Origin of the sequence: Pseudomonas sp. Z3-8 (genome assembly GCF_051131975.1) — a bacterium.
In the GTDB taxonomy this organism is placed as follows: Bacteria; Pseudomonadota; Gammaproteobacteria; order Pseudomonadales; family Pseudomonadaceae; genus Aquipseudomonas.
Genome location: NZ_CP071643.1, coordinates 1,783,066 through 1,801,599 on the forward strand (window position 1 = coordinate 1,783,066; position 18,534 = coordinate 1,801,599).

Annotated in this window: 12 protein-coding genes; all 12 read left to right on the forward strand. The window is 59.7% G+C overall.

Going from position 1 to position 18,534, the window contains the following annotated elements:
- Positions 1–8: 8 nt before the first annotated feature.
- The 12 genes from flgJ to J3P94_RS08415 all read left to right on the forward strand — a co-directional run bounded on the left by flgJ (position 9) and on the right by J3P94_RS08415 (position 18,462).
- The gene (flgJ, locus tag J3P94_RS08360; RefSeq protein WP_434572609.1) at positions 9–1,316 is read left to right on the forward strand and encodes a flagellar assembly peptidoglycan hydrolase FlgJ; all 1,308 of its coding nucleotides are present in this window, start codon (positions 9–11) and stop codon (positions 1,314–1,316) included.
- Positions 1,317–1,326: 10 nt separating this feature from the next.
- Positions 1,327–3,393 carry a flagellar hook-associated protein FlgK gene (gene flgK / locus J3P94_RS08365; protein ID WP_434572611.1) on the forward strand — a complete coding sequence of 689 codons (2,067 nt, stop codon included), beginning with the start codon at positions 1,327–1,329 and terminating at the stop codon, positions 3,391–3,393.
- 13 nt (positions 3,394–3,406) lie between these two features.
- Entirely contained in the window at positions 3,407–4,972 is a 1,566-nt protein-coding gene (locus J3P94_RS08370) for a flagellar hook-associated protein 3 (protein WP_434572613.1), read from the forward strand.
- Between the two features lie 110 nt (positions 4,973–5,082).
- Positions 5,083–8,664 (forward strand): glycosyltransferase, encoded by a 3,582-nt coding sequence (locus J3P94_RS08375; protein ID WP_434572614.1) that lies wholly within the window; start codon positions 5,083–5,085, stop codon positions 8,662–8,664.
- A gap of 62 nt (positions 8,665–8,726) precedes the next feature.
- A complete protein-coding gene (locus J3P94_RS08380; protein ID WP_434572616.1) occupies positions 8,727–11,633 on the forward strand; it encodes a TIGR00180 family glycosyltransferase in 2,907 nt (968 codons plus the stop codon).
- Positions 11,634–11,962: 329 nt separating this feature from the next.
- The gene (locus tag J3P94_RS08385) at positions 11,963–12,889 is read left to right on the forward strand and encodes a ketoacyl-ACP synthase III (protein WP_163006878.1); all 927 of its coding nucleotides are present in this window, start codon (positions 11,963–11,965) and stop codon (positions 12,887–12,889) included.
- A 276-nt stretch (positions 12,890–13,165) separates the two neighbouring features.
- Positions 13,166–14,014, forward strand: coding sequence for a flagellin domain-containing protein (locus J3P94_RS08390; RefSeq protein ID WP_434572618.1), 849 nt, complete (start codon positions 13,166–13,168; stop codon positions 14,012–14,014).
- Between the two features lie 72 nt (positions 14,015–14,086).
- Entirely contained in the window at positions 14,087–14,452 is a 366-nt protein-coding gene (locus tag J3P94_RS08395; RefSeq protein WP_434572620.1) for a flagellar protein FlaG, read from the forward strand.
- An 83-nt stretch (positions 14,453–14,535) separates the two neighbouring features.
- Positions 14,536–15,975, forward strand: coding sequence for a flagellar filament capping protein FliD (gene fliD, locus J3P94_RS08400; RefSeq protein WP_434572621.1), 1,440 nt, complete (start codon positions 14,536–14,538; stop codon positions 15,973–15,975).
- A gap of 133 nt (positions 15,976–16,108) precedes the next feature.
- Positions 16,109–16,504, forward strand: coding sequence for a flagellar export chaperone FliS (fliS, locus tag J3P94_RS08405; protein WP_434572623.1), 396 nt, complete (start codon positions 16,109–16,111; stop codon positions 16,502–16,504).
- Positions 16,505–16,515: 11 nt separating this feature from the next.
- Positions 16,516–16,812 (forward strand): flagellar protein FliT, encoded by a 297-nt coding sequence (locus tag J3P94_RS08410; RefSeq protein WP_305499599.1) that lies wholly within the window; start codon positions 16,516–16,518, stop codon positions 16,810–16,812.
- 174 nt (positions 16,813–16,986) lie between these two features.
- The gene (locus J3P94_RS08415) at positions 16,987–18,462 is read left to right on the forward strand and encodes a sigma-54 dependent transcriptional regulator (protein WP_305499600.1); all 1,476 of its coding nucleotides are present in this window, start codon (positions 16,987–16,989) and stop codon (positions 18,460–18,462) included.
- The last annotated feature ends 72 nt before the right edge of the window (positions 18,463–18,534 follow it).

Sequence of the window (18,534 nt, forward strand, 5' to 3'; positions counted from 1 at the left end):
AAGCGGTCATGGTGGATATGCGCAAAGGCGCCTTGATCAGCGGCGATTCGGGGTCCTACTCGGACCTCAACCGCCTGAACCAGCTCAAGGTCGGCGACAAGAACAGCGAAGGCAACCTGCGCAAGGTGGCGCAGGAATTCGAGTCGCTGTTTCTCGGCGAAATGCTCAAGTCCATGCGTTCGGCCACCGAGGCCCTGGGCAAGGACAATCCGATGAATACTGCCGAAGCCAAGCAGTATCAGGAAATGTACGACCAGCAGCTGGCCGTTTCGATGTCGCGCGAGGGTGGCGGTATCGGCCTGGCCGACGTGCTGCTGCGCCAGATGTCGAAGAACAAACCGACGGCGCCAGGCGAGGCGGCGACGTTGTCCGCCGCCAAGCAGCAAGAGGCGCTGGACAAGGTGACCAAGCCGGTTGTAACGCCGGTGGCCGCCGGAACGCTGCCCACCGACGGGCCTTTGTCGCGCACCAATGGCCAGCGCCCGCTGTGGGCTTCGCGGGCCGTGAGCACACCGCAAGGTGCAGGCGAGGGCATGCACCGCAACGATATGGAATTGCTCAACCAGCGTCGCCTGGCGCTGCCGCCGAAATTGGCCGACCGCCTGCTCGCCGGGCTGGTGCCTGCGGCTGCGGCCTCGACCGAGGCGCCCGCTCAGAACATCCTGCCTGACCGCGCCGTTGCCGCCGTCAAGCCGGCTTCCGGTGAGCTGGCCAATGGCGACTGGCTGGCGGCGCTCAAGGCGTCCGAGCCCAAAGGCGACATGCAAGTCTATGGTCGCGCCGTGGCCCAGCCACCGCTGGCGCCGGCGCGCAAGGCCTTCCGCGATGCCGATGAATTCGTCAACGCCATGCTGCCAATGGCCAAGGAAGCGGCGGACCGTATCGGGGTCGACCCACGTTACCTGGTGGCCCAGGCCGCGCTGGAAACCGGCTGGGGTAAATCGGTGATGCGCCAGCCCGATGGCAGCAGCAGCCACAACCTGTTCGGCATCAAGGCCAGCAAGACCTGGACGGGCGATTCGGCGCGCGCCATCACCAGCGAATTCCGCAATGGCGAGATGGTCAAGGAGACGGCCGAATTCCGTTCCTACGCCTCGTACCGCGACAGTTTTCATGACCTGGTCAATCTGCTGCAAAGCAACAGCCGCTATCAAGCTGTGCTGAAGTCGGCCGATAACCCGGAACAGTTTGTACGCGAGTTGCAGAAGGCCGGTTACGCCACCGACCCGAACTACGCCAACAAGATTTCGAACATAGCCCGGCAGATGACGAGTTACCAAAACTACGCCTCGGCTGGTGCCACCACGACTTTATAAGGTCTGAACCATGAGTTTGCTCAATATCGGGATGTCGGGTCTGTCCGCAAGCCAGACCGCACTGGTGACCACGGGTAACAACATCGCCAACGTCGATACCGCTGGGTATTCGCGTCAGCAGACCGTGCAGACCACCAAGGCGTCGAACCAGTACGGCAACGTGTTCATCGGCTCCGGCACGACCTTGGCTGACGTGCGCCGGGTCTATAACTCGTACCTTGAAGCACAACTGAAGACCACCACCTCGCTGAACAGCGATGCGGCGGCCTATCAGGGGCAGATCACCCCACTCGATTCGCTGCTGTCGGACAGCGGCACCGGCCTCAATGGCGCACTGACCAAGTTCTTCGCCTCGGTGCAGAACGTCAACGCCAAGCCAGGCGACGATGCCTCCCGCCAGTTGCTGCTCAGCGATGCCCAGGCCCTGAGCAACCGCTTCAACTCGGTTGCCAGCCAGCTGACCGCGCAGAGCGAGAACATCAACGGCAACCTGTCGAACATGGTCGAGCAGGTCAATAACCTGGCGGCTACCGTTGCACAGTTGAACAAGAAAATCGCCGAGGTTTCCAACGCCGGCGGCGCCCCCAACGACCTGCTCGACGCCCGTAGCGAGACCATTCGCCAGCTCTCGACCTTCACCGGCACGCAGGTCGTCGAGAACGGCAGTAGCCTGGACATCTACCTGGGTTCCGGCCAGCCACTGGTGATGGGCAATATCACCAATAAACTCGAAGCAGTACCGGACAAGAACGATCCAGGCCGCATGGGGATCCAGCTCAACAGCGGTTCCAGTTCCATGGACCTGACGTCGGTGCTCACTGGCGGCGAGATCGGTGGCTTGATGCGCTACCGCAGTACCGTGCTCGACCCGGCCATGAACGAGCTGGGGCGCGTGGCCCTGGTGGTCGCCGACCAGATGAACAGCATCCAGGCATCGGGCATCGACATGAACGGGGCCTTTGGCTCCAACCTGTTCAGCAACATCAACAGCGCCGCGCAGATCAGCCAGCGCAGCGTTGCCTCGTTGAACAACAGCGCGGGCTCCGGCAACTTCAACATCGCCATCACAGACTCCGGCAAGCTGACCACCAACGACTATAAGGTGACGTTCACCAGCGGCACGGACTACACCGTCCAGCGCCTGCCCGACGGCACCTCGATGGGCGCGTTCAACACCGCGACCACGCCGCCGCCAGTGATCGACGGTTTTTCCATGACCTTTGCCAACGGCACTGCGGCCGTCGGCGACTCGTTCAAGCTCACCCCGACCCGCAACGCGGCGACCAACATCAAGACCGAGATGACCGACTCCAAGCGGCTGGCGATTGCCGCGCCGTTGGGCGCCGCCATCACGCCGGGCGGCAGCGGCACGCTGACCATTCCGGCCAGCGGCCAGCCAACCATGACGACGAAGCTGGACATCTACGATGCGGCCACCGCCAGCATCATCCAGAACGGCATCAAGAATTCCATGCCAGTCAAAGTGGTGTTCGGGGCGACTTCGGCCGGTGGCACCAGCCAGGCCTACCGGCTGCTCGATGCCCAGGGCGGCTTGATCAGCAGCGGCACGATCACGCCCGGCCAGAACAACACCCTAAGCCTGAGCGTTCCGCTCAAGGACGCCACAGGCGCGCCGATCTTCGACTCGTCCGTACCTCCGGTGCAGCGTACCGTCACGTTCGACATGTCGATTGCCGGCGCGCCATCCGATGGTTCAGGTATCAACATCAGCCTCAGCCAGCCCGGCAGCCTGGACAACCGTAACGGTACGATCCTGGCCGGCTTGCAGACCGCCAAGACCGTCGACACCGGCTCCAGTAGCAAGGGTATTTCCCTGAACGATGCCTACGGCAAACTGGTGGAAGGCGTCGGCGCCAAGGCCGCCCAAGGCAAGCTCGACAGCGCCGCCACGGGTGCAATCCTGAACAACGCCAAGACCGCCCGCGACTCGCTGTCGGGCGTGGACCTGGATGAAGAAACCGGCAACCTGGTCAAGTTCCAGCAGTACTACACCGCGTCTTCGCAGATCATCAAGGCGGCGCAACAAATCTTCAGCACACTGATCAACAGTCTTTAAGGAGCCGTAGCCCATGCGCATTTCTACTTCTCAGTTCTACGAAAGCACGGCTGCGAACTATCAGAAAAACTTCGCCAAGGTGGTCAAGAGCAGCGAGGAAGCCAGCAGTCTCGTGCGGGTGAACACCGCCGCTGATGATCCGGTGGGGGCTTCGCGCCTGCTGCAGTTAGGCAACCAGGCGTCGATGCTTTCTCAATACGAAGCCAACGTCACCACCATCAAGGCGACCCTGGGCACGACCGAAGCGGTCATGACCAGCATTGGCAACGTGTTGCAGCGCGCCAAGGAATTGGCCGTGAGTGCCGGTAACGCCGCCTACACCGACGCAGACCGTAAAGCAGTGGCGTCGGAGTTGGGTTCGATCGAGGATCAGTTGCTGAGCCTGATGAACACCAAGGACGAAAACGGCAAATATATCTTCGCCGGTTCCAAGGGCGATATCGTACCGTTTACCCGCAACGACGACGGCACCTACAGCTACAACGGCGACCAGGTGACCCTGGACCTGCCGATCGGCGACACCATGACCATGGCCACCAACAGCACCGGCTGGGAAGTGTTCCAGCAAGCCGTCAACACCAGCCGCACCCAGGTCACCATGACCGCGCCGGCGGTGGATGATGGGCGCGTGGTGCTGACCAACGGCCAAGTGTCCTCCGGCGTGAGCTACAACAGCCAATTCCGCAGTGGCGAGCCGTACACTGTGGAGTTCACCAGCGGCACCCAGCTGAAAATCACTGACTCAGGCGGCAACGATGTGACTGCCGAAGCCAGCAAGGGCGGGGCTATTGATCCCAACAGCCAGGCCGGCCAGACCGTGAGCTTTCGAGGTGTCGACTTGACCCTGAACGTCAACCTTCATGCAGGCGATGTTGCAGGCACGGTGTTGCCCGGTCATACCTTCACCTTGGCCGCCAAACCCGATTCGTTCACGCCGGCCCGCAGCCCGGGCAACGCCACCGCGACCCAGATCACCGCAGGCCAGATCACCGACCCGGTGGCCTACCACGCCAGCTTCCCGACAGGCTCGGCGGTATTGAAATTCACCAGCGCCACGGATTTCGACCTGTACGCCGCGCCACTGACCGCAGACAGCAAACCGGTGTCCAGTGGCACCCTGGCGGGCAACGTCGCCACCGCATCCGGCGTGAGTTTCACACTCAATGGAGCCCCGGCGGCCAACGATCAGTTCAGCATCGCGGTCAATACCCACGAGACGCAGAACGTCCTGGACACCGTGAGCCAGTTGCGGACTGCTTTGAACACGCCGGCCGATGGCAACAACATCGCTGTCCAGAAGCTGAACGCGGCGTTGGCTTCGGGCATCGGTAACCTGGCCAGCGGTACCGACCACTTGACCAGTGCATTGAGTTCGGTCGGTGGACGCGGTCAGTCGCTCGATACCCAGAGCGATACCAACCAGAGCTTTGTCCTCGCCAACTCGCAAACCCAGTCGGCGATTCGTGACTCCGACCCGGCGGAAGTGATGACGCGCCTCACTTTGCAGCAGACTATGCTTCAAGCGTCGCAGTTGGCGTTCAGCAAGATCGCTCAATTGGGATTGTTCAACAAAATGTGATCCAGGGCAGGGACCGTGACGCTATACGCGGTCCCTTACCCCTTCATTTATACGATTCAGGACGTCCTGCTCTCGCCTGAGTTGGCGCCCACCGGTTGAGAGCCAAGCGTGTGAAACTAGCTCCTCTTGTCAGCATTGCCATCCCCGCGTACCACCCACGCTTTTTCCGCCTCGCCTTGCAAAGCGCGCTCGAGCAGACCTACGAGAACCTTGAGATCGTCATCTGCGACGATTGCCGCACCGATGAAATCGAGCGGATCGTCGAGGAGCTCAGCGTCGACTCGAAGGTTGCGTTGCGCTACCTGCCCAACCCGACTCGGCTGGGGTTCCAGCAAAACCTGCTGCGCTGCCTTGATGAGTCCCGGGGCGAGTACATCAAGTTCCTTTGCGATGACGACCAGTTGCTGGCGTTTTGCGTCAGCCAGCAGGCGGCCATCCTGCAGGAGCATCCGCAAGTATCGCTGGTGATCAACAAGCATCATTTGATCGATGCAGACAACTTTGCCCTGCCGATCCGCGTTGAAAACACCGGCATCACGCAGTTCGATGCGATGTTCAACGGCAGCGACATGCTGGCGTATTTTGAGAAAACCACCCGCAACATTCTCGGCGGTTTGAGCGGCGCATTGATGCGTCGGACAGATGTCGAGGCCCTGCTGCCAGCGTTGGCGCGGCCCGGTGAAGGCTTCGAGGCGGTCCTCGATTTTGCCTTGTTCATCTGCCTGTTGCGCCGGGGCAATCTGGTCCAGCTGTATGCTGAGGGCAGCGGCCAGCGCTTGCATCCGGACCGTCTTGCGCGTCAGGCCAAGATGCTTGAGGCGGCCACGGTCGAGCTGACATGGCTCAAGGAAATGCTCGCCCAGCGCAGCAGCGAGCCGGCGCCCGCCAGTGGCTGGGTGCGCTACCAGGCCCTGGAGCGGGACAAGGAGCAAGCGACGTCCGAGTGGGAAGAGATCAACGTCTATTCGGTCATTGCGACTCGGCAGGGCGTCATCGGTTCGCAAGTCGGCACGGACATCGAAAGCTACGCGGACCTCTATGTGCAGTGGTTGGAATGTCGGCGTTTCAGCCCATTGCGCAAGCAGGTCCTGTCCCGACAGATAGCCCGCTGGGCCTATCGTCCGATGATCGTGCCCGTCATCATCGACGAGCAGGACGATCCTGGTGCGTTGGGTGTTACGTTGCAGAGTCTCTCTGCCCAAACCTATGCCTGCGAATCGGTGCTGCTACTGTCCAACGGCCGCCAGGCGCTGGACAACCATGTGCTGCGCCTTGGCCTGCAAGCGGACTGGGCGCAGCAGCTCAACGGGCTGCTGCCGCAACTGGACGGCGCCGACTGGTTCTATTTGTTGCGTGCCGGCGATCGCTTGACCGATTCGGCGCTGCTGATATTGGCCGACCGGATTGTCAGCTCGCCGGCGGCTGCCTGTATCTACAGCGATGAAGGCGCGCTGGTGGATGACAAGTCGGCGGAGCCGATCTTCAAGCCCGACTTCAATCTCGACCTGATGCGCGGTTATCCCTATGTCGGTCGAACCCTGGCTTTCGAGCGGGCGCGATTCATCGCCTCGGGTGGATTCGATCCGAGCCTGGGCGAACTGGCGCCCCACGACCTGATCTGGCGACTGGTGGAAACGGACGGGCCGCACGTCATCGGTCATATTCCGGAGGTCCAGGTCGAGTCGACGTTTTCGTTTGCGCAGTGGCTGTCGCTACCGGAAGTCATCGAGCAGAACGCCCGGCTGACCACCACCCACCTGCAGCGTATCGGCGTGCCCCACCAGCTTCATCCCGGGCCGCTCCTGGCGTTGATCCCGCGCATCGAATACCTGTTCTCCGAGCGACCGCTGGTGTCGATCATCATCAGCGTCAAGGATGACCTGGGCGCGCTGGAACGTTGCGTCAACAGCCTGATCAGCACCACCACGTATCCGCACTACGAAATCATCATTGTCGACAACGCCAGTGAAAATCCCGAGTTGCAGCATTGGCTCCGGGCGATGGCTGAGCTGGGCAGTGAAAAGCTGCGAATATTCGCCCATCCCGAAAGTGCCAGCGAAGCGCTGATCCGCAACTTCGCCGCGCAACAGGCGCGCGGCGAATACCTGTTGTTGCTCAACCCCAATTGCGTCGTGCTGGAAGCCGCCTGGCTGGACGAGTTGCTCAATCATGGCCAACGTCCCGAGGTCGGCATCGTCGGCCCGCGCACACTCAACCTGCAAGGCCGGGTCATCGACTCCGGCATGATCATGGGGCTGGGTGGGTTGGCGGGCAGGGCGTTCGTCAACGAATCGGTAACGTCTGGCGGCTATATGCAGCGCTTGCAAGCTGTGCAGAACTGGAGTGCTGTCGGTGATCACTGCGTGTTGGTGCGCAAGCAGGTCCTGGAGGAAGCCGGTGGGTTCGATGAGTCGATCACGACGCAGCGCATCAACGCTCTGGAGTTATGTCAACAAGTCAGTAAAAACGGTTACCTGATCGTCACCACGCCTTACTGTGACGTTGTCCTGGCGTCCGGCGTGGAAGCCAGCCGCGATGCTTCCTGGAAGCAGCGGCTGGAGCATGAACAGGAGGCGTTCTATCAGCGCTGGTTGCCCAGGATCGCCAACGATCCGGCCTACAACCGTAACCTGACCCTGACCGGGAAAAGTTTCAGTCTGGAGCCCGGCCCACGTACCGGATGGAATCCGCTGGTTACCCGCAACGTACCTTCGATCCTCGGGCTTGCGGTGAATACCTCGGCCGTGGGGCATTATCGGGTAAGCCAACCGTTGTTCGAACTCGAAGCAGCGGGTCGAATCGTCGGGCGTGTTGCCTACGATACGCCCTCGATCATCGACATCGAGCGCCAGTCGCCGGATGTGATCATTCTTCAAGGTCGCTACAACGTGGGTAAGTTCAAGGACATTGCCCAGGTCAAGACTTACTCCAAGGCCATGCGCATCTACGAGTTGGATGACTACATCGCCAAGGTTCCGGAAAAGAACGAACACCGTCGCAACATGCCGGACAACCTCGAGGACTTGCTGCGCAAAGGAATTGCCCTATGTGATCGAGTAGTGGTTTCCACCCATCCATTGGCGGACGTCTTGTCCAGCATGCACCACGACATCCGCGTCGTGCCGAACATGTTGGCTGCCGGCCTGTGGAACCAACTCAGGCCCCACCGGGCAACCTCCAGCAAGCCACGTATCGGTTGGGGCGGCGGCACCAGCCACCGTGGCGATCTGGAACTCATTGCGGATGTCGTTCGGGAATTGGCCGATGAAGTGGAGTGGGTTTTCTTCGGCATGTGCCCGGATTTGCTCAAGCCGTATATCCATGAGTTCCATCCCGGTGTGAGCCTGGCGGCTTATCCGGCGAAGCTTGCCAGTCTTAATCTCGACCTGGCCCTGGCGCCGCTGGAATTTCATATCTTCAACGACTGCAAAAGCAACCTGCGCCTGCTGGAGTACGGCGCGTGCGGCTATCCGGTCATCTGTTCGGATACCGAAGCTTACCGAGGTCACCTGCCTTGCACGCGGGTCCTCAGCAACAGCACCGAAGAATGGCTGGCGGCCATCCGCATGCACCTGGCGGATCCGATTGCCAGTTACCGGATGGGCGACGAATTACGTGAAGTGGTGCTGCGCGACTTTATCTTGCGCGGCGATAACCTGCAGTACTGGGCCAATGGATGGTTGCCGGATTGATGGGTTGCAAGCTCGAAACTCCGGTGTCGCTGATGCGGCCACCCACTCGTTAAGGAATCAATATGCAAAGCAATGTCTCAACCGGATCGACTGCGCCGTTGAATAAACGGATTACCCTGGTGCTGCTCGCTCACGACCAGTCGACTGCCCTGCGGCGAGCGTTGCGCTATTACCGCGACAGTTCGTTCGCATTGCTGGTTGTCGACTCGTCGAGCCGGATCGACGCTGATATCGAGGCAGCATTTCCCACCGTGCAATATCTGCACGCGCCCGCCGCCAAGGGTTTTGGTGACAAGGTTCGCCAGGCCGTCGAGCGAATCGCCACGCCTTACCTGGCGATTGTCGATGTCGAGAGTTTCCTGTTGCCCCAGGCACTTGAGCAGGCGCTGGGTTTCCTCGAAGCCCAGGCCGATTACAGCGCCTGTCAAGGCTACAGCCTGGCGTTCGAAGCCCATGCCGACCGTATCGACTATTACTTGCTCGACCGCAAGGGCTGTGAAGACTATTGCGACGCCTCAGTGCAAGCCCGCCTGGCAGTGTTTGCCGAGGATTGCCCGTCCTTGGTGAACGCCCTGACGCGCACTGAAACCCTGCGCCGCAGTTACGCTTCGTTGCCCGCCGGTTTTGATTCGCGGTTACAAGAGGCCGGCCACTCCCTGGCGGTGTTGGCTCAGGCGAGGGTCCGCTTGCTGGACATTCCCTACGGTGTGCATGAACGCAATCGCGTGGCAAAGCCGCGAAGCCTCCCCGCAGTGGCGCCTGGCGCCCAGGACATGCTGACGGTCGCTGAACAGGAGCGCTTGGCCACGACGCTGGCCAGTGCCCTCGGCACGGATGCGTCGGTGCGCGAGTACACCAAGGCCATTGTCAAGAAGCTGGACGAGCGTTCGGTGCCGCAGGCCGGAAAACTGTTCGAGTCGATCTGGGATTCGCGACGTGGCGAACCGGTTCGTCGTTTCGAACCGACGCAATACGTCGAGTTGCCTTTTTATAACCAGGCTTTTTTTGATGTCCTCACCGCACTGGAATTCCTGCTTCACGCGGCACCGAGCGGGCTGGTGCAGTTGACGGAACTGGAAGCCGTCATGCTCAAGCAGAAAGAGCTGTCTCGCCCCCAGCGCAACACCAGCGCCGAGCCGCTTGATGAACAGCTGGCGAGAGCCTTCCTGAGCTATGCCTTCAACCAGGATCTCCTCAAACAACTGCTTGAAGTCATGCAGGCCAAGGGTGACGAGCGCTACGTGCAGATGCTCCAGGCCTGGAAGCAAAGGCTCGAGGCGGCGGCGTTTGAAAATACCGCGCGGTTGTTCGATGCCACGCGCTCCGGCCAACTGCTGCGCTGGCTCGAAGCGCGCGAACCGAGCGCCAGCGAAGCGCGAAAAGTCTCCAAGTACCTGGCTGCTCGAAACGGCGGCCCTACGTTTGGCATTTTGATCCTCGACCTGGACGCCGACATCTTCAAGATGCAGGCCACCTTCGACAGCGTAATCAATGGCTATTGCCGGGCGTTCAAGATTGTCGTGTTTACCAGCGGTGACTTGCCGGCCGAGACGACGCCACAGAACGTCCTGCATTTCGTCAAAGTCAACGAGAGCAACTACGTCGACAAAATCAATCAAGTGGTCAACCAGAGCGATTGCGACTGGATGGTCATGGCCGAGGCCGGCGATGAGCTGACGCCGGGTGGCCTGTTCCGGGCGAGTGTGGAATTGCTCGCCGCTCCACAGTGCCAGGCCGTGGCGATGGATGAGTTTCAGCGCCAGCCGGATGGAACGCTGGCCGATATCTTCCGACCCGGTTTCAACCTTGACCTGCTGCAAAACTACCCGGCGTTGATGGCTCGTCATTGGCTGGTACGCCGCGAGACACTGGTGAAGCTCGGCGGTTATTCCCGTGAGTTCAAGAAGGCGATGGAGTTCGATCTGCTGTTGCGTCTGATCGAGCAGGACGGCCTGGAAGGGCTTGCCCACCTGGATGAGCCGCTGCTGATAGGCCAGGCGCCACCGGTGGAAGACAACGTCGATGAGCGCAAGACACTGCTGCGTCATCTGGCGGTTCGTGGCTATCAAGCCGACGTGAGCGCGGTAATAGCCGGTACGCACAAGATCGACTACCGCTTTACCGAGCGACCGCTGGTGTCGATCATCGTCCATGGCAGGGCTGACCTGCCGGTATTGCAACGTTGCCTGCTCAGCGTGCTGCAACGCACCCGCTATCAGCGCTACGAAGTATTGGTCCCTACCGGGGCGGCAAACCATTCCGTACTGCGTACCTGGCTCGACGGCCAGGGGCACCAGGCCAGTCGCGTTCGTTTGCTGGATATCGAAGCGGGCGTCGCGACCGGGTCGCTGATCAACGCTGCCAGCCAAGAGGCCAAGGGTGACTACCTGGTTACCCTGGCGGCCGACAGCGAAATGGTCAACGTCAACTGGATCGAATCGCTGCTCAATCAGGCGTTGCGTCCGGAAGTCGGCGTGGTCGGTCCCCGACTGATCGAGCGCGATGGACGTATTACCCAGGCCGGCCTGATCCTGGGCTTGAACGACGCAGTGGGTTCTGCCTTCGTCGGCGAGCCGAAGCACGCCAGGGGCTACATGAACAGGCTGGTGGTCGAGCAGAACTGTTCGGCGGTGTCGTTTGCCTGCCTGATGATTTCCAAGCAGTTGTTCGAGGCTGCCGACGGCGTAGACAGCGGTCTGTTCGACGAGGCCCTGGGTGATGTCGACCTGTGCCTCAGGGTCGGCCAGGCCGGCTACCTGACGGTATGGACGCCACACGTGCTGGTCATCCAGTCCGGTGTGCTGGCGAGTACGCCTGAGACTCTGGCGGCGCTGCGTGAGAAGTGGTCCGAGGCGTTTGCCCAGGATCGTTTCTACAATGGCAACCTGGCATTGGACGGCACCGGTTTCACCTTGGGCCCGGTGCGCAACGTGCCGTGGACCGACCTGTTGGACGAGCCTGCCGCATAACCCTGCCTTACGAGGCTTCCCAGCCACGCCGGCAGGTAAAACCTGCCGGCGCCTTCGCCGAAGTGCACCAACACCCCCCCAAAATTTCCCGACGCCGTCGCGCACCATTACAGGAGTGACGCGGCTGCGTTTGTCATGAAAAAATGCTCCTTCAGGACAAAACGGCGTGACGCATAGGTCATAAAGTGCATCTTCACTGTATTGTATTTCCGGAGTGGAGGCCTGTTCGTTCGCCGGACAAGGCGTCCGCCCTTGGAAATCAACCATTTTGAAGCGCCCCTGAGCTTTCGGGGGTGAACCTAGTCGCAGTACATGATCGGGAAGCCATGATGATTGGCATAAAAAGCATAGCGAGTTATGTGCCGACCGCTGGTGTGGATAACTACGCTCAGGGTGCCAAATTCGAGAAGGATGAAGAATTCATCCTTGGCAAGATCGGTTCGGCGTTCCTGCCGCGCAAAGACGCCGACCAGGAGACTTCGGACCTTTGTGTCGAAGCCGTGAACGCATTGTTCGCCAATAACCCGCAGCTTTCGCGCGAGTCGATCGACGCGTTGATCGTCGTCACCCAGAACGGCGATGAAGAGGGGTTGCCGCACACCGCCGCAATCGTGCAGGACAAGCTTGGCCTGCCGACCCATGTGGCGGCGTTCGATATATCGCTGGGCTGCTCGGGCTACGTCTACGGCATCTATGCCTTGAAAGGCTTCATGGAAGCTGCAGGGCTGAAGAACGGGCTGCTGGTTACAGCCGACCCGTATTCGAAAATCGTCGACCCGGAAGATCGCAACACCACCATGCTGTTCGGCGATGCCGCCACGGCCACCTGGATGGCCGAAGGCGCCAGCTGGCAGTTGGGCAAGGCCAAGTTCGGCACCGACGGTTCCGGCGCGCCGCACCTGAAGGTCAGCGACGGGGTGTTTTTCATGAACGGCCGTCAGGTGTTCAACTTTGCCTTGCTGAAGGTGCCGGCGCATTTGCACGAGCTGCTGAACGAATCCTCGCTGCAAGCCAGTGACATCGACGCGTTCTGCATCCACCAGGGCAGCGCGGCGATCGTCGATGCCGTGGCGCGGCGCTTCGAGGGCGAGCCCGAGAAATTCATCAAGGACATGGTCGAGACCGGCAATACCGTGTCGTCGAGCATTCCGCTGCTGTTGGAAAAGCACGTGCTGGACGCAGATTGGAAGCGCGTGGCGATCAGCGGTTTCGGTGTAGGCCTGTCGTGGGGGTCGGCGATTCTCTATCGCGACTGAGCCCGGGCTGATCTCTGAATGGCGCTCCAGGCTTGGTCTGGGGCGCTTTTTTTTGCCTGGCGTTCGTTGCAGGTTTTCTTGACGCCATTTTTCGGGCCTTTATTGGCCGGTAAGTCCTTGTTTTTACGGGGGTGGCAGACTGCTAGCAAATTTTTTGAAAAAAGCCCTCAAGCAAGTTCCTAATCCGACGATAACTATTACGAAGGTTCTCTAGGCCACACCCCGGCGGTTGCCAAGGGCCGGAAGCCGCAGTACCCAACCAACGAGGAATTCGTCATGGCTTTAACAGTAAACACCAACACCACGTCGCTGAACGTTCAGAAGAACCTGAACCGCGCTTCCGACGCTCTGTCCACTTCGATGACCCGCCTGTCTTCCGGCCTGAAAATCAACAGCGCCAAAGACGACGCCGCCGGCCTGCAGATCGCTACCCGTATGACCTCGCAAATCCGCGGTCAGACCATGGCGATCAAGAACGCCAACGACGGTATCTCCATGGCGCAGACCGCTGAAGGCGCGATGCAAGAGCAAACCAACATTCTGCAACGTATGCGTGAACTGGCCATCCAGTCCCGTAACGACAGCAACAGCGCAGATGACCGTGTTGCTCTGAACAAAGAGTTCTCGCAGATGAGCGACGAACTGACCCGTATCGCCAACAGCACCAACCTGAACGGCAAGAACCTGCTCGACGGTACCGCCAGCACCATGACCTTCCAGGTCGGTTCGAACACCGGTGCTGACAACCAGATCTCCCTGACCTTGAGCGCCAGCTTCGACGCTGCAAGCCTGGGTGTTGACTCGGCGATCACCATCGTTGGTTCCGACAGCGCTACTGCCGAGACCAACTTCTCGGCCGCAATGGACGCAATCACCAGCGCCATCGACACCATCAACAGTGCTCGTGCCGACCTCGGTGCTGCACAAAACCGTTTCGCCAGCACCATCTCCAACCTGCAGAACATCAACGAAAACGCCAGTGCTGCACTGGGTCGCGTACAAGATACCGACTTCGCTGCTGAAACTGCACAACTGACCAAGCAGCAGACTCTGCAGCAAGCGTCTACCTCGGTTCTGGCTCAGGCCAACCAACTGCCATCCGCTGTACTGAAGCTGCTTCAGTAATAGCCGGATGAGTTTTAGCGGGGGAGTGCGCTTGCGTGCTCTCTCGCTTTTTCCGTTCAAGAGGTGATGGACATGGATATGAGCGTGAAGCTGAACTTGTCTTATCCAGCGGCGAAGCCGGCGCCTTCAGTGGTCGACAAGCCAGTGGAGAAGCCTCAGGCTGACGTGGCTACCTTGACACCGGTCAAGGAAACTCCGAAAGACGCTGCCGCCGAGCAGGACAAGCTGAAGAAAGCCGTGCAGGAAATCGAGAAGTTCGTCCAGTCGGTCAAGCGTAACCTGGAGTTCTCAATCGATGAGCCTTCTGGCAAGGTAATCGTCAAGGTGATTGCCAGTGGTTCCGGTGAAGTGATTCGTCAGATCCCGAACGAAGAAGTTCTGAAACTGGCCCACAGTTTAAATGATGCAAACAGCTTGTTGTTCAGCGCTGAAGCCTGACAGCTGGCACGAATTTTGTTGCTCTATTCTTTTGGGCGTTGTATTGGTCAAAAGGCCGGCGACACACTGAAGGGAGTATCACCATGGCAAGTCCAATTCTTCCGGGACTGGGTCTAGGCTCAGGCCTTGATACCGGTGCAATCGTCAAGGCGCTGGTGGATTCTGACAAAGCGGCCAAGCAAGGCCAGATCACCCGTGCGACGACGACCACGAGCAATAACATCTCCGGGATTGGAAGCCTGAAGTCCTTGCTGGCCGCCTTCAGGACTGCGATGACGGAGCTGTCGAGCAGGACCAATCCGGCGTTTTCCGGTTTTGCCGCAACTTCTTCTGCTACGAACTTCGTAACTGCCACCGCCACCAACTCGGCGGTATCCGGCACTTACACGATCAAAGTCGGAAATATCGCCACTTCGTCCAAGGTCGCGAGTGCAGCCTTTGCCGGCGGTACCACCAGCGCTATTCCCACTGGCACCATGACCATCAAGCAGAACGGCGTCGATCGTACCCTCGCGGTGCCGGACGGCTCGACCCTGCAATCGGTTCGTGATTCGATCAACGCTGACTCTTCGCTCAAGGCTGCGGGTATCAGTGCCAACATCGTGACCGACTCCTTCGGTTCTCGCCTGGTGCTGGGGTCCAGTACCACCGGCGCCGGCTCCGACATTTCGGTCAGTGGCATTGCCGGGTTGGAGATCGATGGGACCAATGTCGTGGGTACCCCTGGAAGCCCGATGACGGCCACTTCGGCGGGGGCCATCGGTGCCGTGGCGGTCGATGCCAAGTTTTCCGTCGATGGCATGGAACTGACTAGCAAAAGCAACAAGGTCGACCAGGCGATCTCCGGCTTGACCTTGAACCTGGTAGCGGGAGGGACTGGAGGGACGGAGGCAATTTCTACCGTTACCGTGGCGCCGAACAATGATGGCCTGAAAGCCTCGATCCAGAAATTCGTCGATGCCTATAACGCGGTGGCCAACAGCATTACCGCGCTGACCAAGCCGTCGCTCGATAGTGATGGTAACCCGACGGTGCCGGCCAAGTTGACCGGTGACGCATTGCCTCGCTCGCTCCTGGCGGCGATGCGTGGTCCTTTGTCTGAAACAGGCGCTGGCGACAAGCTGACGGTGCTGGCCCAGTTGGGTGTTACAACCGATCAGAAGACCGGTGCGTTGAACTTCGATGGGACCAAATTCACTGCAGCAATGACTGACAAAAAGCTCAGTGGTGAGGTCGAGACGATGTTCACCGGACCTGATGGCTTGCTGGAACGCATGGAAAAAGCGATCCTGCCGTTCAGTCAGCCTGGCGGCGTCCTTGATCAGCGGACCACGGCGTTGACCAGGACCCAGACGCGACTGAAGAACGATCAGGAAGCCCTGGATCGTCGGGTCGCGACCCTGACCGCGGTGTTGACCAAGAAGTACAACGACATGGATACCCTGGTTGGCAAGCTCAAAGCCACCGCCAACAACATCACTTCCATGTTCGAAGCGATGAACGCGCAGCAGCGAAACAGCTGATTCCAGCTGATACGAAAAAGCCCGGAAGCGTCGCAAGGCGCTCCCGGGCTTTCGGCTTTTTTCGATCTAAAGTTTTTTGACGCGGCGTCGATACGCTGTTTATACGAACTGATGTTTTTTGATGAGGTAGAACATGAATCCGATGTTAGCCCTTCGCCAATACCAAAAAATTGGTGCTCAGGCGCAAACCTCCGAAGCAGGTCCCCATCGTCTTGTGCAAATGCTCATGGAAGGTGGCCTGGACCGTATCGCCCAGGCCAAGGGTGCGATGGAGCGCAAGGACATTGCCAGCAAGGGCGTGTTGATCGGCAAGGCCATCGGCATCGTCGGCGGTCTGCGTGAAGGCCTCGATCTGGAAAACCAGGCTGAGTCAGTCGCCGAGCTGGACGCACTCTACACCTACATGATGAAACGCCTGGCCGAAGCCAACGTAAAGACTGATCCGAAGATCCTCGACGAAGTCGCCGAGTTGCTTCGCACGGTCAAGGAAGGCTGGGATGCCATTGCCACGCCTGGTCCGCAATTCTAAGGAGTGCTCTCATGAGTCTTGTCCTGCAGCGAATCGAACAAACCCGTGATGCCCTGGTTGGTGCCTTGGCTGAGCGTAATTGGGAAGCCATTGGTCAACTGGACCTGGCATGCCGTTCCTGCATGGAGGACGTCTTGAGCGAGTCCGAGGTGGACGAGGCGGCGTTGCGTAATAATCTGGAAGAACTGCTGGGGGTTTATCGCCAATTGCTGGAAGCGGCAACGGGCGAGCGTCAGGCAATCGTGAGCGAAATGTCGCAGATTCATCAGGCACAGAACGCGGCGAAGGTTTATCACTTGTTCGGCTGATTTAATTTTCAGTTAATCCGAACAAAGTGCGCCATAAATTTGACTGTGCACGATTTTTTGACTTAACTAGTGGCTGTTTACAGATTTCAGGCGTCTACAGGCATGACAAGTCTGCAAGCGTCTAGCTTGCCCCCAAATTCCGGGCACTGAGTTGACTAGGGAAGTTGCTATTGCATGTGGCGTGAAACCAAAATTCTCCTGATCGATGACGATAGCGTCCGCCGCCGCGACCTGGCGGTGATCCTGAATTTTCTTGGCGAAGAAAATTTACCCTGCGGTAGCCATGATTGGCAGCAGGCTGTCGGCTCTCTGTCGTCCAGTCGTGAAGTCATTTGCGTCCTTATCGGGACGGTAAATGCTCCTGCGTCGCTTTTGGGCTTGCTAAAGACACTCTCGACCTGGGATGAGTTCCTTCCAGTTTTGCTGATGGGCGAAAATTCTTCTCTCGACCTGCCGGAAGACCAGCGCCGCCGGGTGCTTTCCACCCTGGAAATGCCGCCGAGCTACAGCAAATTGCTCGATTCGTTGCACCGCGCCCAGGTTTATCGCGAAATGTACGACCAGGCGCGTGAGCGCGGCCGGCATCGCGAACCCAACCTTTTCCGCAGCCTCGTCGGCACCAGCCGTGCCATCCAGCACGTGCGCCAGATGATGCAGCAGGTCGCCGACACCGACGCCAGCGTGCTGATCCTGGGCGAATCCGGTACCGGCAAGGAAGTGGTCGCGCGCAACCTGCATTACCATTCCAAGCGCCGCGAAGCGCCATTCGTGCCGGTCAACTGCGGGGCGATTCCCGCCGAGCTGCTCGAAAGTGAATTGTTCGGTCATGAGAAGGGCGCGTTCACCGGCGCGATCACCAGCCGCGCCGGGCGTTTCGAACTGGCCAACGGCGGCACGCTGTTCCTCGATGAAATCGGCGACATGCCGCTGCCGATGCAGGTCAAGCTGCTGCGCGTCTTGCAGGAGCGCACTTTCGAGCGCGTGGGCAGCAACAAGACCCAGAGCGTCGATGTGCGGATCATCGCCGCGACTCACAAGAATCTCGAGACCATGATCGAGGTCGGCAGCTTCCGCGAAGACCTTTATTACCGTCTCAATGTATTCCCGATCGAAATGGCGCCGCTGCGCGAGCGGGTCGAAGACATCCCGCTGTTGATGAACGAGCTGATCTCGCGCATGGAGCATGAGAAGCGTGGTTCGATCCGCTTCAACTCGGCGGCGATCATGTCCCTCTGCCGTCACGGCTGGCCGGGCAACGTCCGCGAGCTGGCCAACCTGGTGGAACGCATGGCGATAATGCACCCCTACGGTGTGATCGGCGTGAATGAGCTGCCGAAGAAATTCCGCTACGTCGATGACGAAGACGAGCAAATGGTCGACAGCCTGCGCAGCGACCTGGAGGAGCGGGTGGCGATCAACGGCCATACGCCGGATTTCACCACCAATGCTTTGCTGCCGCCGGAAGGCCTGGACCTCAAGGATTACCTGGGCGGCCTGGAGCAAGGGCTTATCCAGCAGGCTCTTGACGACGCCAATGGCATCGTCGCCCGCGCGGCAGAGCGCTTGCGCATTCGTCGAACCACCCTGGTGGAAAAGATGCGCAAGTACGGCATGAGCCGTCGTGAAGGAGATGAACAGGCGGATGATTGACGCCTGTTTTGCAACCGCCTGATTTTCAGGCGGTTTTTTTTCGGCACGGGTATTGCTACAGCTCTCTCAACG